The 21,702-nt window shown below is 71.2% G+C and carries 19 protein-coding genes; 16 read left to right on the top strand and 3 right to left on the bottom strand.

The features are described from left to right. Positions 1 to 4: 4 nt before the first annotated feature. The 4 genes from OG828_RS04930 (at position 5) to OG828_RS04915 (ending at position 4,323) form a co-directional block, all read left to right on the top strand. Complete coding sequence (locus OG828_RS04930) at positions 5 to 970, top strand: carbohydrate ABC transporter permease (protein WP_328500233.1); 966 nt, start codon at positions 5 to 7, stop codon at positions 968 to 970. After that, positions 967 to 1,788, top strand: coding sequence for a carbohydrate ABC transporter permease (locus OG828_RS04925; RefSeq protein WP_328350531.1), 822 nt, complete (start codon positions 967 to 969; stop codon positions 1,786 to 1,788). The genes OG828_RS04930 and OG828_RS04925 overlap by 4 nt, the downstream gene beginning before the upstream one ends. 66 nt (positions 1,789 to 1,854) lie before the next feature. Beyond that, positions 1,855 to 3,636: an amylo-alpha-1,6-glucosidase gene (locus OG828_RS04920; RefSeq protein ID WP_328500232.1), complete on the top strand. Its 1,782-nt coding sequence runs from the start codon at positions 1,855 to 1,857 to the stop codon at positions 3,634 to 3,636. 42 nt (positions 3,637 to 3,678) lie between these two features. Continuing rightward, positions 3,679 to 4,323: a dihydrofolate reductase family protein gene (locus OG828_RS04915; RefSeq protein ID WP_328500231.1), complete on the top strand. Its 645-nt coding sequence runs from the start codon at positions 3,679 to 3,681 to the stop codon at positions 4,321 to 4,323. 28 nt (positions 4,324 to 4,351) lie between these two features. Here OG828_RS04915 and OG828_RS04910 read toward each other — a convergent pair whose 3' ends face one another. Next, a complete protein-coding gene (locus tag OG828_RS04910; RefSeq protein WP_328500230.1) occupies positions 4,352 to 5,539 on the bottom strand; it encodes a sensor histidine kinase in 1,188 nt (395 codons plus the stop codon). A 397-nt stretch (positions 5,540 to 5,936) separates the two neighbouring features. On the opposite strand from OG828_RS04910, the gene OG828_RS04905 reads away from it, so the two are divergent. The 5 genes from OG828_RS04905 to OG828_RS04885 are packed head-to-tail and all read left to right on the top strand — an operon-like array spanning position 5,937 to position 9,815. Beyond that, positions 5,937 to 6,125: a hypothetical protein gene (locus OG828_RS04905; RefSeq protein ID WP_210569730.1), complete on the top strand. Its 189-nt coding sequence runs from the start codon at positions 5,937 to 5,939 to the stop codon at positions 6,123 to 6,125. A gap of 24 nt (positions 6,126 to 6,149) precedes the next feature. Next, positions 6,150 to 6,860 carry a hypothetical protein gene (locus tag OG828_RS04900; RefSeq protein ID WP_328500229.1) on the top strand — a complete coding sequence of 237 codons (711 nt, stop codon included), beginning with the start codon at positions 6,150 to 6,152 and terminating at the stop codon, positions 6,858 to 6,860. Next, positions 6,857 to 7,822: a DUF6895 family protein gene (locus tag OG828_RS04895; protein WP_328500228.1), complete on the top strand. Its 966-nt coding sequence runs from the start codon at positions 6,857 to 6,859 to the stop codon at positions 7,820 to 7,822. The genes OG828_RS04900 and OG828_RS04895 overlap by 4 nt, the downstream gene beginning before the upstream one ends. After that, the gene (locus OG828_RS04890; protein ID WP_328500227.1) at positions 7,819 to 8,739 is read left to right on the top strand and encodes a DUF6895 family protein; all 921 of its coding nucleotides are present in this window, start codon (positions 7,819 to 7,821) and stop codon (positions 8,737 to 8,739) included. Before OG828_RS04895 ends, OG828_RS04890 begins: the two co-directional genes overlap by 4 nt. Next, positions 8,736 to 9,815: a serine hydrolase domain-containing protein gene (locus OG828_RS04885; RefSeq protein WP_328500226.1), complete on the top strand. Its 1,080-nt coding sequence runs from the start codon at positions 8,736 to 8,738 to the stop codon at positions 9,813 to 9,815. Before OG828_RS04890 ends, OG828_RS04885 begins: the two co-directional genes overlap by 4 nt. Before the next feature lie 57 nt (positions 9,816 to 9,872). Here OG828_RS04885 and OG828_RS04880 read toward each other — a convergent pair whose 3' ends face one another. After that, positions 9,873 to 11,246 carry an alpha-lytic protease prodomain-containing protein gene (locus tag OG828_RS04880; RefSeq protein WP_328500225.1) on the bottom strand — a complete coding sequence of 458 codons (1,374 nt, stop codon included), beginning with the start codon at positions 11,244 to 11,246 and terminating at the stop codon, positions 9,873 to 9,875. A gap of 180 nt (positions 11,247 to 11,426) precedes the next feature. Then, the gene (locus tag OG828_RS04875) at positions 11,427 to 12,305 is read right to left on the bottom strand and encodes an AraC family transcriptional regulator (protein WP_328500224.1); all 879 of its coding nucleotides are present in this window, start codon (positions 12,303 to 12,305) and stop codon (positions 11,427 to 11,429) included. A gap of 181 nt (positions 12,306 to 12,486) precedes the next feature. Between OG828_RS04875 and OG828_RS04870 the strand changes: the two genes are divergently transcribed. The 7 genes from OG828_RS04870 to OG828_RS04840 all read left to right on the top strand — a co-directional run bounded on the left by OG828_RS04870 (position 12,487) and on the right by OG828_RS04840 (position 21,682). After that, on the top strand, positions 12,487 to 14,424 hold the full coding sequence (locus OG828_RS04870) for a maleylacetate reductase and hydroxyquinol 1,2-dioxygenase domain-containing protein (protein WP_328500223.1): 1,938 nt from the start codon (positions 12,487 to 12,489) through the stop codon (positions 14,422 to 14,424). A 46-nt stretch (positions 14,425 to 14,470) separates the two neighbouring features. Beyond that, positions 14,471 to 16,234, top strand: coding sequence for an FAD-dependent oxidoreductase (locus OG828_RS04865; RefSeq protein WP_328500222.1), 1,764 nt, complete (start codon positions 14,471 to 14,473; stop codon positions 16,232 to 16,234). An 83-nt stretch (positions 16,235 to 16,317) separates the two neighbouring features. Then, on the top strand, positions 16,318 to 17,412 hold the full coding sequence (locus OG828_RS04860) for a LacI family DNA-binding transcriptional regulator (RefSeq protein WP_328500221.1): 1,095 nt from the start codon (positions 16,318 to 16,320) through the stop codon (positions 17,410 to 17,412). A gap of 111 nt (positions 17,413 to 17,523) precedes the next feature. Next, on the top strand, positions 17,524 to 18,840 hold the full coding sequence (locus OG828_RS04855; RefSeq protein WP_328500220.1) for an ABC transporter substrate-binding protein: 1,317 nt from the start codon (positions 17,524 to 17,526) through the stop codon (positions 18,838 to 18,840). An 18-nt stretch (positions 18,841 to 18,858) separates the two neighbouring features. Further along, entirely contained in the window at positions 18,859 to 19,818 is a 960-nt protein-coding gene (locus OG828_RS04850; protein WP_328504801.1) for a carbohydrate ABC transporter permease, read from the top strand. Continuing rightward, positions 19,815 to 20,657, top strand: a complete 843-nt coding sequence (locus OG828_RS04845; RefSeq protein WP_328500219.1) for a carbohydrate ABC transporter permease — start codon at positions 19,815 to 19,817, stop codon at positions 20,655 to 20,657. Before OG828_RS04850 ends, OG828_RS04845 begins: the two co-directional genes overlap by 4 nt. Beyond that, positions 20,654 to 21,682, top strand: coding sequence for a hydroxyacid dehydrogenase (locus OG828_RS04840; protein ID WP_328500218.1), 1,029 nt, complete (start codon positions 20,654 to 20,656; stop codon positions 21,680 to 21,682). The genes OG828_RS04845 and OG828_RS04840 overlap by 4 nt, the downstream gene beginning before the upstream one ends. The last annotated feature ends 20 nt before the right edge of the window (positions 21,683 to 21,702 follow it).

Genomic DNA, 21,702 nt, shown 5'->3' with positions numbered 1-21,702 from the left:
CCCGATGAAGCAGCTCACCCATCCGCCGGACCGTCCCCCGGCGCTCGACCACCAAGGAGCACCCGCTCCCCACCCCCCACGCCGGCGCCCTGCCTCCCAGCAGTGGGCCGCCTGGGCCTTCCTCGCCCCCGTCACCGTCTACCTCGCCCTGTTCTACGCCTATCCCCTCTACCGCAACCTCGATCTGAGCCTGCGTAACTACACCGTCCGCTCCTTCGTCCAGGGCGACGCCCCCTTCACCGGCCTCGCCAACTACCGCACCGTCTTCGACGATCCGACCTTCACCCCCGCCCTGCTGCACACCGTGGTGTTCACCACCGTGTGCCTGGCCTTCCAGTACGCCATCGGCCTGGCCCTGGCGGTCTTCTTCAACCAGCACTTCCGGCTGTCGGCGACCCTGCGCGCCCTGTTCCTGGTGCCCTGGCTGCTGCCGCTCATCGTGTCGGCCTCTACCTGGTCGTGGATGCTCAACAGTGAATCGGGCGTCGTCAACACCGCCCTGAACGCCTTCGGCATCGGCCCGGTGAACTGGCTGACGTCACCGGAGTGGTCACTGACCTCGGTGATCATCGCGAACATCTGGATCGGCGTGCCGTTCAACCTGGTCGTGCTCTACAGCGGCCTGCAGTCGATCCCCGGTTCGCTGTACGAGGCGGCCGCCCTCGACGGCGCGAACGCCTGGCGCCGGTTCTGGAGCATCACCTTCCCGCTGCTGCGCCCGGTGTCCGCGATCACCTTGCTGCTGGGCCTGGTCTACACGCTCAAGGTCTTCGACATCATCTGGATCATGACCAAGGGCGGCCCGGCCGACTCCTCCACCACCTTCGCCACCTGGTCCTACCAGCTCGGCTTCGGCAACCTGCTGCCCGCCTTCGGTCCCGGCGCGGCCGTCGGCAACCTGCTCGTCGTCGCCGCCCTCGTCTTCGGCCTGGTGTATCTCAGGGTCCAGCGAAAGCAGTACGCCTCATGATCACCGCACGGAACACCTGGTGGAAGACGGTCACCGGCCTGCTCCTGACCGCGCTCATGCTCTTCCCGGTCTACTGGATGCTGAATGTGTCCTTCACCCGCGACGAGGACATGCGCAAGAGCCCGCCCGACCTGTTCCCCGTCAACGGCACCCTGGCCGGCTACCGGACCGTCCTGAACGACCAGTTGCCCTACCTCGCCACCAGTCTCGTCATCGGCCTCGGCACCGTCGTCCTGACCGTCGCTCTCGCCGCACCCGCCGGCTACGCCCTGGCCAAGCTGCGCCCGCGCGGCGGCGGTGTCCTCAGCTTCCTCTTCCTGGTCGCCCAGATGATCCCCGGCATCATCATGGCGATGGGCTTCTACGCCATCTACCTCAGCCTCGGGCTCCTGCAGTCGGTGCCAGGCCTGATCGTCGCGGACTCGACACTCGCTGTCCCCTTCGCGGTGCTGATCTTCACCGCGTTCATGTCGGGCATCCCGGAGGAACTGCTCCAGGCCGCGAAGACGGACGGGGCCGGACCCCTGCGCACCTTCTGGTCGATCGTGCTGCCCATGAGCCGCAACGCCGTCGTCACCGTGTCGCTGTTCGCGTTCCTGTGGTCCTGGTCCGACTTCGTCTTCGCCAGCACGCTCGCCAACGGCGGCACGCACGAACCGATCACCCTCGGCATCTACCACTACATCGGCAACAACAACCAGGAATGGAACGCCATCATGGCCACCGCCGTAGTGGCGTCACTGCCCGCCACGGTGATCCTCGTCCTCGCCCAGCGCTACATCGCCGCCGGCGTCACCGCCGGAGCCGTGAAGGACTGACCCCTCCGCGCTCTGTCGACCAACTCCGCTGCCGACCAACCCTGCTGAAGAATCGAGTACCTCCGCATGACCGCCGCCCGATCCGGCCCGGCCTTCTCCCTCCATGACATCCCGTTCAGCACGCATGGCTCCTGGTTCGGTATCTCCCCCGTGCTGGCGGAGAAGACGTACGCCGACGACCTCCACCTCGTCTCCCACCAGAACGGCATGCATCCGGTCCTGCGCTTCGTCCCCCTCGACGCCACGACGGGGGAGCGGGCCGAGACCAGTGTCACGGCGACGCCGAGTCTCCTCAGCTGGGCCCACGGGGGAGGGCGGATCGACCTCGCCTACGAGTCGCCGGACACCGTACGCCTGCGCGGGGAAGGGACGAGCCTGCGCATCACGGCGGCCGCGTCGACACTGACGCCGTTCACGGGGACGTACTTCTACCGGGATCCGGTGGACGGGGCGCACGTCTTCACGTCGTACGAGACCGGCCGCCGCTACCGGGTCACCGTGCTGTCGGGCGTCGTGCGGGGTGCCACTGGCAGTCAGGCCCTGGGCAACGCCGACCGCGGCCTCACCATCAGCGCGGAGGCCGGGGGCATTTGGGAGGCCGCCGTCGAGGAACTCGACACCGCACGCGGCCCCGTCACAGCCCGGACGACGTTCAGCGAGGTCGTCACCACGGCGGAGCAGGACTTCGCGGCCTTCGCCGACGCGGTGGCTCCCTGGCGCTCGCCCGGCACCGCGGCAGCCGAACTCGCCGTGTACGTGCTGTGGTCGGCGACCGTGGAGCCGACAGGCCTGGTCACGCGACCTGCGGTGCTGATGTCCAAACACTGGATGGACAAGGTCTGGAGCTGGGACCACTGCTTCAACGCCCTCGCTCTGGCCCCCGGAGCGCCCGCCCTCGCCCGGGACCAGTTCGCGCTGCCCTTCGACCACCAGGACGAGAGCGGCGCCCTGCCCGACTCGGTCACCCACTCGGAAGTCCTCCGCAACTTCGTGAAACCACCCATCCACGGCTGGACCTTCAGCCACCTGCGCAGACGCCTCACCGAACCCCTCGACCGAACCGAACTCGCCGAGACCTACGACAGACTGGAGCGCTGGACGGACTTCTGGCTCACCGCACGCCGCGCACCGGGGGCCGCCCTGCCCCACTACCAGCACGGCAACGACAGCGGCTGGGACAACGCCACCACCTTCGACGCCGAGCAGGTGATCGTCAGTGCCGACCTCGCCGCGTTTCTCGTCCTGCAACTGCGCGAACTCGCCGCCCTGGCGAAGGAACTCGGTTTCACCGGCGACGTGCGGCAGTGGACACGTAGCGCGGAGGACGTCCAGGCGGCCCTGTTCGACGAACTCTGGACGGGGGAGCGGTTCGTCGCCCGCGGCGTGGACAGCGGCGACACCAGGAGCAGCTCCAGCCTGCTCGACCTGATGCCGATCGTCCTGGGCGAGCACCTGCCCGTGCACATCGCCAAGAGCCTGGCCGCGCGCATCGAGGCCCACCTGACCCCCTATGGACTGGCCACCGAACTCCCCACCTCCCCGCACTACCGCCCTGACGGCTACTGGCGCGGCCCGATCTGGGCACCCGCCACCGTCCTCATCGAGGACGGCCTGCGCCGCAGCGGCCACCAGCGCCTGGCCGACGAGATAAGCGCCCGCTTCCGAGGCCTGTGCGAAACCAACGGGTTCGCGGAGAACTTCGACGCCTTGACCGGTACGGGCCTGCGCGACCGCGCCTACACCTGGACCGCCGCCGGCTACCTCCTCCTCGCCGAAGCCCACGAACACCGGCTCAAGAAACTCCGCGAAACTGTCGATCCGGCCGTCTCCCGTTCGACGCAGGGGTGAGAGGCGGGGAAGGACCCGCCCGGCGACAGCACAGGAGAATCCATGGATCAGCTGCTGAGAGTCCAGAACTTCAACGTCTCGAGCGATGGAGTGGGCGCCGGCGTGGACCAGAGCTTCGAGAGCCCGTTCGGCCTCCCCGATGCCGCGAGGCTGTTCTCCTGGGCCGGTGCCACGGCGAGCTGGCCCAACCGCACCGACCCTGGGGGCAGCCGGGGCCTCGACGACTACTTCACTCGGGACTTCGCGTCCAACATCGGCGCCGAGATCATGGGCCGCAACAAGTTCGGCCCCCAGCGCGGGCCCTGGCACGACCATGAGTGGCTCGGCTGGTGGGGTGACGAACCCCCGTTCCGCACGCCGGTGTTCGTCGTGACCCACCACAAGCGTCCGTCGTTCACCCTCTCCGACACGACGTTCCACTTCGTCGACGGCGACCCGGCCACGGTCCTGGAGCAGGCCCGGGAGGCGGCGCAGGGCAAGGACGTCCGGCTCGGCGGCGGGGTCACCACCATCCGGCAGTTCCTCGACGCGGACCTCGTCGACACGATGCATGTGGCGGTCTCGCCGGTGAAGCTCGGGTCGGGAATTCGGCTCTGGGAGTCCCCCGATGAACTGCTCGACCGGTTCCACCTGGACGTCGTGCCCAGCCCGAGCGGCGTGACGCACCACCTGTTCTGGCGCAAGTGACACTCCTGGGCACTCCCGGACACTCCCCTCAGGATCTCCCCGCCGAGAACACCGCCCGTACCTCCCACCCCACGCCGCCCCGCGGTCCGGCCTCCAGTTCGCCGCCCAGCGCGGTGACTCGCTCCTTCAGGCCGACGAGACCGAAGCCGCCACCGTGGGCGGCGGCCGGGAGCTGAGTGCCGCCGCGGCCGTCGTCCGCCACCGACACCACCAGCCGATCGGTGTCGGTGTCGTAGTGCAGGCGGACCTCGATGTGCGTGGCGTCGGCCGCGTGCCGGCGGATGTTGGTGAGGGCCTCCTGGACGACCCGGAAGGCCGCGGCCTGCACCTCGTGGGGGAGGGCGTCGGGGGACAGGGCGGGGTCGCGGTTCAGGGCGACCTGCTGGACCGGCGTCGCGAAGCCCTCGACCAGTTCCGTGATGCCCGCGAGGTCGCCGACCGGGCGGCGGTCGGCCTCGGCACCGGTGTCACGCAGCACGCCGACGGTGCGGCGCATCGAGGCGAGGGCCTCGGTCGCGGCGCGTTCGATGCCGGCCAGGACGGGGTCCAGGTCCTGTGGCCGGCTGGTCGCCATCATGCGGGCCACCTGGGTCTGCACGAGGATGCCCGTCACATGGTGGGCCACGAAGTCGTGCAGGTCGGCGGCGATGGCCAGGCGTTCGCTGCGGCGGGTGTCGCTGACGGCGACGGTGCGGCGGTAGTCCAGCGAGCGCAGATAGCCCGCGAACCCCGCGACGAGGCCGACCAGCAGCACCCCGATGACCTGCAGGCCCTGCACGTCGCTGCTCAGCGTCGCGTCGCCGCGTACCGGCAGGATCAGCAGCGCGCCCGCGTCGAGGGTGCCGCACACCATGGCCCAGCGCGGCGGGCAGTGCCGTACGGCGATGAAGAGCAGGCACAGCAGGGTCAAGATCTCGCCCGGGCCGAGCATGACCTCGCCCCGGACCGGCAGTGAAGCGGCTGTGAGGAGGGCCGAGGCGAGAGCGGGCACGGCGGTGCGCACCTGCGGCGTGAGCCACTCGGGCCGCCGCCCGGCCGGCCACAGCACGGCGGCCAGCCCGACGAGCACCATGGCCAGGGTCGGCCAGACGGGACCCGCCGTCGGCAGGACGCTCGTCCCGTCGGAGCCCGCGAAGAGCACGTCGACGACACATGCGGCGACCAGGACACCGACGGCGAGGCCGCGGGCGCAGCCCTGGGCGGAAACGGAGTTCATGCCGATCACGGTAGGCCGAACCCCCCGCAGCGGGATCGGCCGAATGACCGAGGGACCTGCCGATGACACCGACCTTATGGCCGAGGCGCGCGGCGGGGCGTGCGGGCGAGGGCGGGGCCGCATCCTCACCACCGCATCTCCAAGTCCCCACGGCCCACCGCCTGTTCGCGCACCTCATGAACGGACGCGGGCACAACAACCCTCAACATCACCGCCGACGCGCCGCCCGACCGGCTCAGGGCCGTGCTCCACCGTGTCTGGGACGCCCACACCGAGGAGGACTAGGCGCTAAAACGTTGAAGAAGTGACGTATAGCCACGTCTGGGAAAAGATGCGTGCTCTGTGACTCTGTGGTGATCTGGGTTGTGGCGGGGGTGAACCCAGAGGAGATGGTGATATGCCTTCCACTGACAAGGCGTTCAAGGAAATCACGGGCGTCCCGAGCATCGACATCGAGGCGGCGCTCGACCCCGCGGAGCCCGACGGTGTCTTCCGCGACAGCCGGGAGTGCGCCGCTCTGGCGCTGCTTTCCGCCGACACCAAGCTGCTGCTGTCCCCGCCGACCCCTCGCCCCAAGAAGGGCTGAGCGGACCGACGGGAGCAGCTGAGAATGGAGCAGTCAGGCGCTACGACCCTCTTGCAGGGCGCGGTGCAGGACGTTGCGTCGGACGTGGTCTCCGCCCTGCGTGGCGGGGACCACGTGCGAGTGTCCGGCACCGAGGCCGTCGACGGCCATGGCGGAAGCCTCGCGTTCGCCGCCGTACGCGTGTTGGGAGCGGATCTGCTGCTGCCGCACGTCCTCTTCCGCACCCCGCCCGCCCCCGAGACCCTCACCTTGTTCCGGGAGACCGTGGAGGCCTTTCCGCCCCGCGCGGACGCGGCTCCCACCGTCCTGTGGAGCCACTGGGCCATGCGTCGCACGCTACGGCGGCTCGACCCGCCCCCGACCGGCCCGCCCGGCACGGACGCGACCGCGCAACCCGACGCCCGCTGGCTCGACGAGGCGACCTGGCAGGTGCTGACCCACCAACTCGCCGTCCTGGCCCCGCTCGCGGTGCCCGGCGAGGACTGCGCGGTGGCGCGCGCGGCCCGGCGCCGCACGGTCGACGTGGCCCGGGGCTTCGTACGGGCGGTGCGCCGCAGGGACTGGCAACAGGCGGCCGGTGCCGGACGCTGGCTCACCCTGCTCGAAGACGTACCGGACGCACTCGGCCTCGAAGCGGGGCTGGACTTCGTGGAACTGATGGGCGGCACCGACCCCCGTGTGGCCCTCCAGGCACAGGCGGCACGCGTCATACGGGCCGCCGGAGCGCTCGTATGACGGCCATGGACGTCGACGGGATCCGGGACGTGGCAGCCGGCGCCTTCGCCTGGCTGTCCGCGCACCGTGGCGACTTCACGCTGGGGGAGGACGCGCTCACCGCGGACGGCCACGTGGACGCCACCTGGAAACCACTCGGGGAACTGGCCCAGACCTGTGCGAGCGTACGCGCGCACAGCCCGCCGTCGGACCCGCTCCACGCGTGCGCGTCCGACCTGTTGCGGTTCGCGTGGCAGCAGACCGGCCGAGGCGAGCTGTTCCTGCGGCTCCAGGCGCTGGAGCCCTTCGCGACGTACCCCTTGGAGGTCTACTCCGTCTTCGCCTCGGCCGGACTGCGGCACTCCGGCTACGAGACCGCCGCCGCGACGACGGCCCGCACGCGGGGCTGGCGGCTGACCGAGCAGGAACCGACCCGCCGGCTCGGCGTCCTGAAGGCCGAACACCGCAGCGGCATCCACCGGCCGGAACAGGACCCGCGGTTACTGCGCCGCACCTGGCTGGGCGGACTGCCGGAACCCTGGACGTTCGAGCGCTCCTCCGGGTACGCGCTCACCCACGTCGTCTTCCACCTCACCGACTGGGGCCGCACCCCCGACGGCGTCCCCGCGGACCTGGCCGCCTACCTCGCCGACTGGCTGCCCGCCTGGCTCGACACCTGCCTGGACGCCGGGATGTGGGACCTCAGTTGCGAGCTGCTGATCGTCGCCGCGAGCCTCCCGTCCCCGCCCGACCCCGGGACCCTCCAGCACGCCTGGCCGCGGATCGCGCGGGCGCAGCACGCCTCGGGCGCGCTCCCGGAGCAGGGCCCGCGGGGCGACGGCGAAGCAGTTCCGGAGCCGGACTTCCGCCGCTGCTACCACTCCACGCTGATGGCCGCGTTCGCGGCGGCACAGACCCTCAAGTGCCTTACGGGCGAGGGCGGTATGCACCACGGGTACGAGGAACAAGGAGCGCCTGGATGACCGACACCCGTCTGATACACACCGTCGGCGTCCGCGCCCTGGAGTGGCTGTGGGCCCATCGCGACGGATTCCGCCTGGAGCCCGACGTCGATCCGGAAGTGGGCTTCCTCGAGCGTTTCAAACCGGTCGGCGAACTGGCCCTGATCTGCCGGGTGTTGTTCCGCGAAGGCGTGGCCGGATCACAGCAGGCCGAGCTGGCGCGCAAGCTCGTGGACCACACCTGGCGGCACACGCTGGACGGCGGCCGCATGCTGGTGCGCGGGCAGCGCATCGAGCCGCTCTCGCCCATCCCGTTCGAGGTGTACCTCCCGTACAAGGAACTCGGGTACAGCGAACCCGAGGTGGAGCGCGCCACCGTCCTCTACCACCGGCTCGACAGCTGGGCGGCCCTCGAACTCGACCCGACCCGACGTCTCGGACTGGCCGCGTTCCAGCGCCGCTTCGGCCTCACGCCCAGCCCGCCCGAGGCGGACCTCGTCGGCGCCACGTGGCTGGCCCGCAGGCCCGAGCCATGGACGGTCAGCGGGCACATCGCCTACGACGTCACTCACGCGGTGTTCCACCTCACCGACTGGGGAGAGCACGCCGACGGCCTGCCCCCGGACATCGCCGACTACCTCGCCATGTGGCTGCCGGCCTGGATCGACGACTGGCTGGATCTGAAGCGCTGGGACCTGCTCGGCGAACTCCTCGTCGTCGACGCCTGTCTGCCCCGCCCCACCCTGGACACACGGGCATGGGAGGGCTTCGCCGCCGCACAGCAGCCCGACGGTGCCATGCCCGCCTTCGGGGCGATGCCCGACGGCGATCCGGACGAGGTGTTCGACCTCGTCTACCACCCGACGCTGGTCGCCGCCTTCGCATCCGTACTGGCCACCTCCCGCGCCCTCACCGAGCTGGCGCACGCCACCCCATGACCGGCCGCTCCACGCCCTGGCCGGGCGGCGCCGACGACAGCGACCAGGACGGCAGGGGTGGCACCCTCGGCAGCGACGACACGGTGCGGGAGCTGCTGGAGAGCGCCGTCCACGCCGTCGACGCGCCCGACGCCGTCTTCGCCGTCTCCCGGGCCGGTCGCCGCACCCTGCACTGCGGCGGCACGGCCCCGCCCCCGCCGGTCCCTCGCGAAGACCTGCGGTACGAGATCGGGTCGGCGTCCAAGACGTTCACGGGACTGCTGCTGGCCCAGCTCATCCAGCGCGGCCTGCTGACCGGGGGCGAGCCGGCCGCCGCCTGCCTGGACCCGGCCCGGCGGACCGGGCCGGCCCCGGTGACGCTCGCCCACCTCGTCACGCACACCGCCGGACTGCCCACCCTGCCGGCCGACTTCTACGTACGGGCGCTTCCCGCCTGGCGCACCAACCCCTACGGCCGCTATCCCGCCGAGTGCGTGACCCGGGCGTTCCTGCGACACCGCTCCCGGCACCGGCCCGGCACCCGGTGGGAGTACTCCAACTTCGGCGTCGCCGTGCTCGGCCACGCCCTCGCCGCGGTCACGGGCACGGCCTGGGACGAATTGCTCGGCGCGCACATACTGCGTCCGCTCGGCCTGAGCGGCACCGCCCTGCGGCCGGAGGATCCGAAGACCGACGCCGTCGGACACGGCAAGGACGGCCGCACCAGCACCGCCGCCTTCGACGCGGGCGGCTTCCAAGCGGCCGGCGCCGTCCGCGCCACCCCGCACGATCTGCTGACCTTCCTCGAAGCCCACCTCGACCCGGCCGGCTCCCCGCTGGCCGGCGCACTGCGGGCGGTGCGCACGCCCTTGCTGCGACGCGGTCTGGGACACCGGCACACGCACACGATGGCGTGGTTCCGGCATCCCACGAACGGCGGACCGATGTACTTCCACAGCGGGGCGACCCTCGGCCAGCAGGCGTTCCTGGGCTTCAGGCCCGACACGGGCACGGCCCTGGTCGCGCTGTGCACCCGCCGGTTCCGCGCCCGCGACTCCTTCGTTGCCACCGCGTACGCGCTTCTCGCGGAGGAGTAGCAGGCAATAGGGGAACGGCGGTGCGGGAGCATCGCTCCCGCACCCGACGTCGTACGACTACAGCTTCTGCCACAGGGCCGGAGTGGCACTCGGCGACCACACGCCCTGCGCCTGGTGGGTCTGCAGGCAGAGGTAGCGCGCACCGGAGTGGGTCACCGTGGTGCCGGCCTCGTAGACGCGGCCGGCGGCCCATGCGCCCTCCACCGCGTTGTCCTGCTGACCGGGCGGCAGGGCCTCGGCGGACGCGGTCTTCAGGACGAGGCCGAAGTCCTTGAGGATCGGATTGACCGGCTGGTAGTAGGTGGTCCCGCCGCTGGTGCAGTCGCCCGAGCCGCCGGAGGTCACGCCCTGCGCCTGGCTGCCGGAGACGAACGGGCCGCCGGAGTCGCCCGGCTCGGCGCACACGCTGGTCTTGGTGACGCCGTCGACCTTGCCCTGGGAGTAGTCGACACTCGTGTCGTGCTGCTGGATGGTGCCGCAGTGCCATCCGGTGGTGGAGCCGGAGCGGCAGACGGACGCCCCGACGAGGGCCTGGACCGATCCGGTGATCTCCGTCTTCTCGCCGCCCTCGCCCTTGACGTCGGGTGTGGCGGTCCATTCGGTGTTGACGGCGACCCAGGACATGTCCTTGCCGGGGAACGTGGAGGCCTTGAACGTGCCCTGGTCGGCCTTGTTGTAGCCGGTGGTCTTGTCATCCGGGTCGCCGCAGTGGCCGGCCGAGGCGAAGCCCTGCTGCGTGCCCTTGGTGATGGAGAAGCCGATGGAGCAGCGGGCCGTGGTCCCGATGTAGTAGGCGTCGCCGCCGACGATGTCCGCCAGCAGCCGTGGCCGCGCCGAGGACACGCGGACGCCGACGTCCTGGCCCTGGACGCCGGCCGCCTTGATGAAGGCGGTGGCGGCCGACTGCCTGACCGCCTCGACGACGACCCGGTTCGCCGGTACGTCGACGTACCAGACCGGCGTGTCCCGTGTCGTGACGCGGGTGGCGGCCGTGTCCAGCTTCTCCTTGACGGCCTGCAGTTCGCGCAACGTCCGCTTGACGACCGCGGCCTTCGCGCCCTGGGCCCGGATGAGGGACACGTCGGCGGCCCGCGTGGTCGCGACGGTGAGCTCGGCGGCGGTCGCCCCCCGCACCCAGGCCCCCGCGAAGCGCTCGCCCAGCGCGTTGCGGAGACGGCCCGCACGGACGCCCGCCTCCGCCTCGTTGACCAGACGCTCGGCCGCCTGACCCGGCGTCAGCCCGAGGTCACGCTGCAGCGCACGCAGCACCGCCGCCGACGGCCGGTCGGCACCGACCGTCTGCGCGGCGGTGGACCCGGGCGCCGGCTTGGGGGGCTCGGCCGCCGCGGTCGAGGTGATCCCGGTGAGGGTGAGGATCCCGAGAGCGGTCAGGGCGGTGCGGCGACCGACCGCGGCATGTCTGCCGATCATGCGATGTACCTCCATCGAATACGGGTGAGAATGCGACGGAGTCAAGGCGTTCACGGAAAGACATGAGTTCATGTCAAAGGCACTGATTTTTCGCGCTTTGGGGGACGTCGAGCGTGCCATGTGCGCTATGCGGGCCGCACGCGAACCGGGGGGAGAGGAAGGCGTCGCCTTGGCAGCCGTTCAGCCCGCGCGGCGCAGTGCCGCCGGTGTCGTGCCGAGGTGGGAGCGGAGCACCCTGGTCAGGTGCTCCTGGTGGGAGAAGCCGCACGCGGCCGCCACTTGCGCGATCGGCAGGGTGCCCGCACGCAGCAGCCGGGCCGCCTGCTCCACCCGCAGCCGCACGAGATACCGGTGCGGTGGGCACCCGGTGCGGGCCTTGAACCGCCGGGCGAACTGGCTGACGCTCAGGCCGGTGGCCGATGCCAGGTCCGCCAGTGAGAGCGGCTCGGAGAGCCGGGCGTCGAGAAGTTCCCGGACGGCCGCGAACTGCCGGTCGTCGAGCCCCACTTGCCGCTCCTGCGCGTCAGTGTCGCGCTGCCGCACGCTGTGCCTCTGGGCCAGCTGCGCCGCGGTCATGAGGGCGAGTTGGTCCGCGTAGACGGCGCCGCTGGGCTCCCAGCGCCGTACGACTCCGTCGAGTGCGAGCACGAGCTGTTCCAGCAACGGGTCCGTGGTGCCGAACTCCTCCTTCAGCCGCACGGTCCGCTCGTCGTCCGCCGTCGCCTGGAGCGCGGCGTCCGAGAGGTAGACGTGGACCGTGCTCAGGTGGCCGCCGAGTTCCACGTCCAGCTCGGTGGCCGCCGGATGCAGGAACAGTCCGCCGGGGGGCACCTGCCGGGCGGCGGTCAGTCCCCGGCGTCCGCGCCGGACGGTCACGGGTCCGTCCAGGTGCAGGATCAGCAGATGGCTGTCGGCTCCGGGGAAGGCGTCCCGGTACGGCACTTCCCGCTGCGTCGACACGAACAGCCGCTCCCAGCCGAGCCCCGCGCTGCTGCGGACGGGACGCACGCCCGGCCGCGCCAGGATGCCGTGGGTGTCACCGAGTCCCATCTCGCCCATACGGCCCTCCTTCGCGCCCCGGTCAGTCTCCCGGTCCGGCGCTCACGTGGGCAAGCGGCGATGGAGGTCGCCGTTTTCGTGCAGCGGGATGCGGCGATTGTGCAGGCGCGACGTGCCATTGGGTACGGATACTGCCGCAGACGCCCCGACCCCCACAGAGCACAGCATGGAGAGCGGCCTCATGAGGAGTTTCGTCCATACGGCCGGACCGAGCCGGGTGATCTTCGGTGCGGGCACCCTGGACCGGGTGCGTGAGGAGGCCGAGCGGCTCGGCGGGTCCCGGGTCATGCTCCTGTCGGGCGGGTCACGGGCCCTGCGCAAGGACACCGAGCGGCTCCGTGGAGTCCTGGGCGAGCTGGTGACGGCCGAGTTCGCGGGCGCGGCCATGCACACGCCCGTCGAGGTGACCGAGCAGGCCCTGCGGCTGCTGCGGGACCGGAGCGTGGACTGCCTGGTGGCGATCGGCGGCGGCTCGACGACCGGCCTCGCGAAGGCGCTGGCGGTCCGCACGGATCTGCCTCAGGTGATCGTGCCGACCACGTACGCCGGGTCCGAGGTCACCCCCGTGCTCGGCGAGACCGTCGACGGCCGCAAGACCACCCGCTCCTCGCCCGCGATCCTGCCCGAAACGGTCGTGTACGACGTCGAGCTCACCCTCGGCCTGCCCGTCCCGGCGACCGTGACCAGCGGCATCAACGCCCTGGCCCACGCCGTGGAGGCCCTCTACGCGCCGGACGCCACGCCGGTCACCGACGCCATGGCCGTGGAAGCGGTCACCGCCATCGGCAGGGCGCTCCCGGCCCTCCACGACGACCCGACCGACGCAGAGGCGCGGGCCGAGCTGCTGCAGGCCGCCTGGCTGGCGGGCATGTGCCTGGGGGCCGTGGGCATGGGGCTGCACCACAAGCTCTGCCACACGCTGGGCGGCGCCTTCGGTCTTCCGCACGCCGAGACCCACACGGTGGTCCTCCCGCACGCGATGGCATACAACGCGCCCGCCGCACCGGAGGCGATGGAGCGCATCGCACACGCCCTGGACGTGCCCGACGCCCCCGCAGGCGTCTTCGACCTGATCCACCGGGTCGGCGGCCCCACCTCGCTGCGCGAACTCGGCCTCGACGAGTCCGACCTGGACCGCGCGGCGGAACTGGCCACCGCACAGCCGTACCCCAACCCGCGCGAACTGACCCGCACCGGACTCGCCGGCCTGCTGCGCGGCGCCTGGCAGGGCCGCCGCCCCGAGGGACCTCCCGACCTGCGTCCGCTCACCGAAGAGGTCGTGGCGAGCTTCGCCGGCTGCGAGAACCCGCGCCTCAGGCAGCTCCTGACCGATCTCGCCCGCACCCTGCACGCCTACACGATCCGCAACGACCTCACCCCGCGGGAGTGGCAGTCCGCGATCGACTTCCTCACCGAGGCCGGTCACATCACCACCGACACCAGGCAGGAGTTCATCCTGCTCTCCGACACCCTCGGCGTGTCCAGCGTGGTCGACGCGCTCACCAACTCCCGTACGCCCGACACCACTTCGTCGGCGATCCTCGGCCCCTTCTACGTGGCCGGACCGCCCGCCGCCGAACACGGCAGCGACATCGCGGGGGACCTCACCGGCACACCGCTGTGGGCGGACATCCGGGTCACCGACCGCGAGGGCGCACCGGTCCCCGGGGCCGTCGTGGACGTGTGGCAGTCCAACGAGGAGGGCTTCTACGACGTCCAACTCCCGGATCTGGACGGGCCGGTGCTGCGCGCCCGGTTCACCACCGACGAGGACGGGCGGTTCACGTTCTGGTCGATCCTCCCGTCCGAGTACCCGATCCCGGACGACGGGCCGGTGGGCAGGATGCTCTCCGCCGTGGGCCGCCACCCCTACCGCGCACCGCACGTGCACTTCCTGATCGACGCCCCCGGACACCAGCCCCTGATCACCCAGCTGTTCGTCCGCGGCGGCGCCTACCTCGACGGTGCCCCCGGGCAGCGCGACGCGGTCTTCGGCGTCAAGGACGACCTGATCACGGACTTCGTCCCGCGCACCGGCCCCACACCCGACGGCCGGCCGGTCGAGGGCGAGTGGCGGCTGCTCGAGTTCACGTTCCACATCGCGCGCATCGGCGAGTGAACACCCTTTCCCCTCATGGTTTTTGACGCGGCTTCACGGAGACAGCATGAGCACGCCTGAGCAGCACTACGACACCGACGTCCTCGTCATCGGCAGCGGCCCCGCCGGCGGTACCGCGGCCCTGCTGCTGGCGACCTACGGGATACGCACCCACCTGGTCACCAAGTACGGGTGGCTCGCGGACACCCCACGCGCCCACATCACCAACCAGCGCGCGATGGAGGTCTTCCGCGACCTGGGAATCGAGCAGGAGGCCCTGGAGAAGGGCACACCGAGCCAACTGATGGGCGACACCGTCTTCGCCACGTCGCTCCTCGGCGACGAGATCGGCCGCATCCGTACCTGGGGCACCGCGGACGAGAGCCTGACCGAGTACGCGGCCCAGAGCCCGTGCGGGATGATCGACCTCCCGCAGACCTACCTGGAGCCGATCCTCCTGGCCAACGCGGCCAAGCGGGGCGCCGTGGTCAGGCTCAACACCGAGCTGGTCGACTTCGAACAGGACGCGGACGGTGTGACCGCCACCCTGCGCGACCGGGCCAGCGGCACCGAACACACCGTACGCGCCCGGTACATGATCGGCGCCGACGGCGGCCGCAGCCTCGTCGCGGAGAAGCTCGCGCTGCCCATGGAGGGGCAGATGGGCAAGGCGGGCAGCATGAACATCGTCTTCCAGGCCGACCTCGCGCGCTATGTCGAGCACCGCCCCAGCGTCCTGTACTGGATCATGCGCCCGGGCGCCGACGTCGGCGGGATCGGCATGGGCCTGCTGCGCATGGTGCGGCCGTGGAACGAGTGGCTCATCGTCTGGGGCTACGACATCGACAACCTCCCGCCGGAGGTCACCGACGAGGCGGCGGCGGCGATCGTCCGCGACCTCGTCGGCGACGACCAGCTCGACGTCCGCATCGACAACGCCTCCCTCTGGACGGTCAACCACGCCTACGCGACGCGGCTGCACGCCGGACGCGTCTTCTGCGCCGGGGACGCCGTCCACCGGCACCCGCCGTCCAACGGCCTCGGCTCCAACACCTCCGTCCAGGACTCCTACAACCTCGCCTGGAAGCTGGCGGCCGTCCTCAACGGGCACGCCGGGCCTGAGCTGCTGGACACCTACTCCGACGAACGCGCCCCGGTCGCCCGGCAGATCGTCGAGCGCGCGAACCTCTCCCGGGACCAGTTCCTGCCCCTGTTCGAAGCCCTCGGTGTCGTCGGCGGGGACGAGGAGGGCATCACCAAGGCCCTGCACGCGGCGCGGCAGCCGGACGCCGAGGGGGCGAAGAAACGGCGGGCCATCCGCGAGGCGATCGAGCTGAAGCACTACGAGTTCAACGCCCACGGCGTCGAGCACAACCAGCGCTACGAGTCGGCCGCCGTCCTCCCCGACGGCACCGTCGAGACGATCACCCGCGACGACGAACTCTTCGGCCGACCGACGTCCCGCCCCGGCGCCAAGCTGCCCCACGCATGGCTCGTCGACCACAAGGGCGGCCGTGTCTCGACGCTCGACCTGGTCGGCAGGGGCAGCTTCTCGGTCGTCACCGGTCTCGCCGGAACGCGTTGGGCCGAGGCCGCCGACACCCTGGCCCAGGAACTCGGCCTCGACCTGCGCGCCGTCGTCATCGACCGCGACGCCCATGACGCGTACGGCGAGTGGAGCCGCCGCGCGGAGATCGACGAGGAGGGCGTGCTGCTGGTCCGGCCCGACGGGTACGTGGCCTGGCGCCGGGGGAGTGGCGCCGCCGACGTCGACGAGGCCGTACACCTGCTGCGGGAGGCGCTGACGGCGGTTCTCTGCCGGCCTGCGTAACGGTCGGTCCCGCGCCTGCTCGTCTGATCGATTGATCGGTAGAGTGGAGGTATCTCGGGAAATCGATCAGAGACGGTGAGGGCATGCGGGAGTCGGCGGAGCAGCGGCAGGCCCGGATCGCGGAGCTGGTGCGGGTGCGGGGTGTCGCGCGCCTCACCGATCTCGCCGACGAACTCGGCGTCTCGGTCGTCACGATGCGCCGGGACGTCGAGGACCTGGCCCGGCGCGGAGAGGTGCGCCGGGGGCACGGGGTGGCGCGGTCGCTGCGGCCGGTCGCCGAAGAGAGCCTGGTCGGGGGCGACGCCGTCGCCATGATCGTGCCCGAGCGGAACACGTATCTCACCGAGGCCGTCCAAGGCGCCCGGGAGGCCGCGGAGAAGGCCGGGCTGCGGCTCGAACTGCACATCGCGGCCGACGACGGCGGGGCGGAGCGCGAGGCGGTGCGGCAGGCGCTCGACGGCGGCGCGCGCGGGCTGCTGCTGTCGCCGCACTGGCGCACGCGCGCCGAGGAGATGGACGCCGACCACGCGTGGCTGGCCGCCCTGGATGTGCCCGTCGTGCTGGTGGAGCGGCGCCCCGCCCGCACCAGCGCCATCTACCCGCTGGACTCCGTGCGCTCGGACCACGCGTACGGCGTGCACCTGGCGCTGGAGCACCTGGCCGGCCTCGGCCACCGGCGGATCGTCCTGGCCGCACGCGACGACAGCCCCACCGCGCGGGTGATCCGCGATGAGTTCGCCGGGCAGACCGCCGCCAGGGGTCTCGCCGCGGGCTGCCGGACCATCCTCAGCTCCCGTACCGCGGGCCCCGACCCGTCCGCCGCCGACCCGCGCTCCGCGGACCTGGTGGAGGCGGTGCGGAAGACCGGCGCGACGGCGGTGCTGATCCACAGCGACATGGACGCGCTGGTGCTGGTGCAGCGGCTCCAGGCGGCCGGGATCGACGTGCCGGGGCGCTGCTCGGTGGTGGCCTACAACGACGTGGTCGCCGACATGGGCCCGGTCCCGCTGACGGCCGTCGCACCGCCCAAGGCCGAGCTCGGCCGGATCGGTTTCGGCCTGCTGCTGCGCCGCCTCGGTGCGGCCCGCGAGGGACTGCGCCCCGAGGCGACGCGGCACGTGGATCTGCTGCCGAGCCTGGTGATCCGCGAGTCCACGGAGACGCGCACCGTCCGCTGACACCCATGAGGTGTTCGTTTGACCGCTTCGGTTTCTTCTGTTCGATGTATTGACGCCTTTTTCGTCTCCCGCTCAGGATTTGGGTAACCCAGCAAGGACGCGGGAGGCCCCATGACGGCTCGACGACGCGTACGCCTGGCCACAGCCGCACTGTTCACCGCCATGACCTTGTTGCTAGCGGGCTGCTCCTCGGGCGGCAGCGACAGCGCCGGGACCGGGCCGGTGCGTCTCACCTTCTGGTCGGCGCTGCGCGGCACCCAGGAGGTCGTGGACGAGTACAACCGCAGCCAGGACAAGATCCGGGTCGACTACCAGCAGGTCCCGTCCGGCCCCCAGGGCGGCTGGGCCAAACTCAGCAACGCCGCCCGCGCGGGCAACGCCCCCGACGTCGCCACCATCGAGTACCCCCAGCTGCCCGGCTACGCCATCGACGGAGTGCCCCGCGACCTCACCGACCTGCTCCCCGACGACGTACGCCGAAAGTTCCTCCCGCAGGCCCTCGACCTCACCACCCTCGACGGCCGTATCTACTCCGTGCCGGTGGACATCGAGCCGATGATGTTCTTCTACCGCAAGGACGTGCTCACCCGGCACGGCATCCAAGTCCCCAAGACCTGGGCCGAGTTCGAGACCGCGGCCCGCGCGCTGAAGAAGGCCGACCCCGGCTCCCGGCTCGCCAGCTTCTTCACCAACGGCTCCCAGCACATGGCCGGGTTCGCCTGGCAGGCCGGCGCCCAGTGGTTCCGGACCGGGGACGACACCTGGCGGATCACCCTGGACGACGCCCCGACCCGCAAGGTCGCCGCCTACTGGCAGCGCCTCGTCGACCAGGACCTGGTGCGCGTCGAGCCCGTGGACAGCCAGCAGTGGCGGGCGCATCTGCAGAACGGCGAGACCGTCGGCTACATGGCGGGCGCCTGGGCGGCCGGCTCCCTGATGAACTCCACCCCGGGCGGCAAGGGCAAGTGGGCGATCGCGCCGCTCCCGCAGTGGGACCCGGCGAAACCGTCCCTCGGCACCCAGGGCGGCTCCACCTTCGCCGTCACCAAGGACAGCCAACACCCCGAGGAGGCACTGGAGTTCATCCTCTGGATGGTCACCAGCCCGGACGCGCTGCGCGCCAAGCTCTCCAGCGGCATCAGCAGCGCCTACCCGGCCGTACCCGCGCTCGTCCCCGTGGCCCGCAAGGAGATGGACACCGCCTACTACTCCGGCCAGGACATCTTCGGCCTCTTCCAGGAGTCCGCCCGGCTGGTCAGCCCGCGCTGGCAGTGGGGCCCGCGTATGACCTCCACGATCACCTCCGTCGAGGACGGGTTCGCCAAGGCCGGAGCCGGCAGCGGCAGCATCATCGGCGCCCTGCGCGAAGGCGAGCGCAGAACGCTGCCCGACCTCAGCAGCCTCGGCCTGTCGGTCACCACCAACTGAGGAGCAGCCGTGAGCACAGTGCTCTCCGAAGAAGAACGCACGGGAACGAAACCCCCCGCCACGCGTCCCGCCCGCCCCCGCCGCGCCGGACGCCGCCAGCAACTCCTCGCCTGCGTCACGCTCCTCGCCCCGTTCACGGCCCTGCTCATCGCCGTGTTCCTGGTCCCCGTCGGCTACTCGGTCTACCTCAGCCTCTTCTCCCAGGACCACGAGGGCCTCGGCTTCGGCGGCGGCACCACCGTCTTCACCGGGCTGCGCAGCTATCTCGCGGTCCTGGACGACCCGAGCTTCCGCTCCGGCTTCGGCGTGATCGCCCTGTACTGCGTGATCTTCGTCCCGGTGGTCGTCGTCGGCGCGCTCGCCCTCGCCCTGCTCCTCGACTCCGGCCTGGTCCGGCTGCGCCGCACCGCGCAGATGATGCTGTACCTCCCGCACGCGGTGCCCGGCATCATCGCCGCGGTGATCTGGCTGTACCTGTACACCCCCGGCCTCAGCCCCGTCATCAAGGTGTTCGCCGAGGCGGACATCCACATCGACTTCCTCGGCCTGCACACCGTGCTGCCGGCCATCGTCAACATCGCGCTGTGGAGCGGCCTCGGCTACAACATGGTGATCTTCTACGCCGCCCTCCAGGCCCTGCCGCGGGAGGTGATCGAGGCCGCCCGCATCGACGGCGCAGGCCGCCTGCGCACCGCGCTGTCCGTCAAGGTGCCGATCATCCGCGGCTCCGTCGTCATGGTCTGCATGTTCGCCCTGATCGGCGCGCTCCAGCTGTTCACCGAACCCACCCTGATGAACCAGGCCACCCCGATGGTCAACTCCCGCTACACGCCCAACATGTACATCTACGACGCCGCCTTCCGCCGCAACAACTACGGCCTGGCCTCCGCCGCTTCCGTGATCCTCCTCGTCGTCACGTGCGCCCTGTCCTTCGCGGTGACGCGCTGGGCCGGCCGCCGCGAACGGAGCCCGCGATGACCACGAGCAGACTCACCAGCCGCGCCGTCGCCAACGTCGTCGTCCTCGTCGCGGCCCTCTACACCCTGCTGCCCGGCCTGTGGCTGCTGCTGGCCTCCACCAAGAACTCCGACGCGCTCTTCAGCAGCGACATCCTCACCCTCGGCGACTTCTCGCTCGGGCGGAACCTCACCGACCTGTTCGCCATGGAGGGCGGCGTCTACGGCCGCTGGTACCTCAACAGCCTGCTGTACGCGGTCGTCGGCGCCCTCGTCGGTTCGCTGATCAGCGTCGCCGCCGGGTACGCCTTCGACAAGTACGACTTCCCGCACAAGGAGAAGCTGTTCGGGCTTGTCCTCACCGGCGTCATGGTCCCGCCGACCGTGCTCGCCCTGCCGCTCTACCTGGTGGCGTCCAACATCGGTCTGGTGAACACCTTCTGGGCCGTGTTCATCCCGGTGCTGTTCAACCCCTTCGGCGTCTATCTGGCCCGTCTGCTCAGCGGCGGCTATGTACCGACCGAGGTGCTGGAGGCGTCCCGGGTGGACGGCGCGGGGGAGTTGCAGACGTACTTCCGCGTCAGCCTGCGCATGCTCGGCCCCGGCTTCGTCACCGTCTTCCTCTTCCAGCTCACCGCGATCTGGAACAACTTCTTCCTGCCCATGGTGATGCTCTCCGACCAGAACCTGTATCCGCTCAGCCTCGGCCTCTACACCTGGAACAGCTCCGCCACCGTCTCGCCCGAGTACTACCCGCTCGTCGTCATCGGCTCGCTGCTCGCCGTCGTCCCGCTGATCGTCGCGTTCGTGACCCTGCAGCGGTACTGGAAGTCGGGCCTGACCGCCGGAAGCGTGAAATGACCGAACCCCACCCTCACCGGCGCCGCCCGCGCGCCGTCCTGGCCATGGCGCAGCGGACCGCCCGCCAGGTCCTCGACGCCGACGCGCGGACCCGCCTCGCCGACCTCACCGACATCGACCCGCACCTCGTCCTGGACGACCTGACCACACCCGACGCCCACCGGGCCCTCGCCGACGCCGAGTTGCTCGTCACCGGCTGGGGCTGCCCGCCCCTCGACGCGGCGGTGCTGCACGCCGCGCCCCGGCTGCGTGCGGTCATCCACACCGCGGGCACGGTACGCCACCACATCACCCCCGCCTGCTGGGAGCGCGGCCTCGCGGTCTCCTCCGCCGCCGCGGCAAACGCCGTACCGGTCGCCGAGTACACCCTCGCCATGATCCTGCTCGCCAACAAGCGTGTCCTGGAGACCGCCCGCGTCTACCGCGCCGAGCGCCGCCGCGTCGACTGGAACGAACGCCACCCCGACGCGGGCAACTACCGCCGCACGGTGGGCATCCTGAGCGCCTCCATCATCGGCCGCCGCGTCATCGACCTGCTCCGCCCGCACGACCTGACGGTCCTCCTCCACGACCCCTACGTATCCGACGCCGAGGCCCGCGCCCTCGGCGCGCAGCCGGTGTCGCTGCCCGAGCTGTTCGCGCGCTGCGACACCGTCAGCGTCCATACGCCGCTGCTGCCCGAGACCCGCGGTCTCGTCAGCCGCGACCTCCTCGCCAGGCTCCGCACCGGCGGCACCCTGATCAACACCGCACGCGGTGCCGTCGTCGACCAGGACGCCCTCACCGACGAGGTGGTGTCAGGACGACTCCACGCCGTCCTGGACGTCACCGAGCCGGAGGTCCTGCCCGCCGACTCCCCGCTCTACGACTGCCCGAACGTCGTACTCACCCCGCACATCGCCGGCTCCAAGGGCGGTGAGCTGCGCCGCCTCGCCGAACTGGCCCTGGCCGAGGTCGAGTCGTACGTCCTCGGCCGCCCCTTCGCCCACCCCGTCCGGCCCGAACGCCTGGCGCGTCTCGCCTGAGGCGAGCCCGTAACGAACAG

Origin of the sequence: Streptomyces sp. NBC_00457, from assembly GCF_036014015.1 — a bacterium.
Classification (GTDB): domain Bacteria; phylum Actinomycetota; class Actinomycetes; order Streptomycetales; family Streptomycetaceae; genus Streptomyces.
Note: the sequence above shows the minus strand (reverse complement) of the source record. Positions and strands in the feature narration are given on the sequence as shown.

Bases quoted from the DNA above. Each gene is read 5' to 3' on its own strand.
- OG828_RS04930 (WP_328500233.1), top strand. From the start codon at position 5: ATGAAGCAGCTCACCCATCCGCCGGACCGTCCCCCGGCGCTCGACCAC.
- OG828_RS04925 (WP_328350531.1), top strand. From the start codon at position 967: ATGATCACCGCACGGAACACCTGGTGGAAGACGGTCACCGGCCTGCTC.
- OG828_RS04920 (WP_328500232.1), top strand. From the start codon at position 1,855: ATGACCGCCGCCCGATCCGGCCCGGCCTTCTCCCTCCATGACATCCCG.
- OG828_RS04915 (WP_328500231.1), top strand. From the start codon at position 3,679: ATGGATCAGCTGCTGAGAGTCCAGAACTTCAACGTCTCGAGCGATGGA.
- OG828_RS04910 (WP_328500230.1), bottom strand. From the start codon at position 5,539: ATGAACTCCGTTTCCGCCCAGGGCTGCGCCCGCGGCCTCGCCGTCGGT.
- OG828_RS04905 (WP_210569730.1), top strand. From the start codon at position 5,937: ATGCCTTCCACTGACAAGGCGTTCAAGGAAATCACGGGCGTCCCGAGC.
- OG828_RS04900 (WP_328500229.1), top strand. From the start codon at position 6,150: ATGGAGCAGTCAGGCGCTACGACCCTCTTGCAGGGCGCGGTGCAGGAC.
- OG828_RS04895 (WP_328500228.1), top strand. From the start codon at position 6,857: ATGACGGCCATGGACGTCGACGGGATCCGGGACGTGGCAGCCGGCGCC.
- OG828_RS04890 (WP_328500227.1), top strand. From the start codon at position 7,819: ATGACCGACACCCGTCTGATACACACCGTCGGCGTCCGCGCCCTGGAG.
- OG828_RS04885 (WP_328500226.1), top strand. From the start codon at position 8,736: ATGACCGGCCGCTCCACGCCCTGGCCGGGCGGCGCCGACGACAGCGAC.
- OG828_RS04880 (WP_328500225.1), bottom strand. From the start codon at position 11,246: ATGATCGGCAGACATGCCGCGGTCGGTCGCCGCACCGCCCTGACCGCT.
- OG828_RS04875 (WP_328500224.1), bottom strand. From the start codon at position 12,305: ATGGGCGAGATGGGACTCGGTGACACCCACGGCATCCTGGCGCGGCCG.
- OG828_RS04870 (WP_328500223.1), top strand. From the start codon at position 12,487: ATGAGGAGTTTCGTCCATACGGCCGGACCGAGCCGGGTGATCTTCGGT.
- OG828_RS04865 (WP_328500222.1), top strand. From the start codon at position 14,471: ATGAGCACGCCTGAGCAGCACTACGACACCGACGTCCTCGTCATCGGC.
- OG828_RS04860 (WP_328500221.1), top strand. From the start codon at position 16,318: ATGCGGGAGTCGGCGGAGCAGCGGCAGGCCCGGATCGCGGAGCTGGTG.
- OG828_RS04855 (WP_328500220.1), top strand. From the start codon at position 17,524: ATGACGGCTCGACGACGCGTACGCCTGGCCACAGCCGCACTGTTCACC.
- OG828_RS04845 (WP_328500219.1), top strand. From the start codon at position 19,815: ATGACCACGAGCAGACTCACCAGCCGCGCCGTCGCCAACGTCGTCGTC.
- OG828_RS04840 (WP_328500218.1), top strand. From the start codon at position 20,654: ATGACCGAACCCCACCCTCACCGGCGCCGCCCGCGCGCCGTCCTGGCC.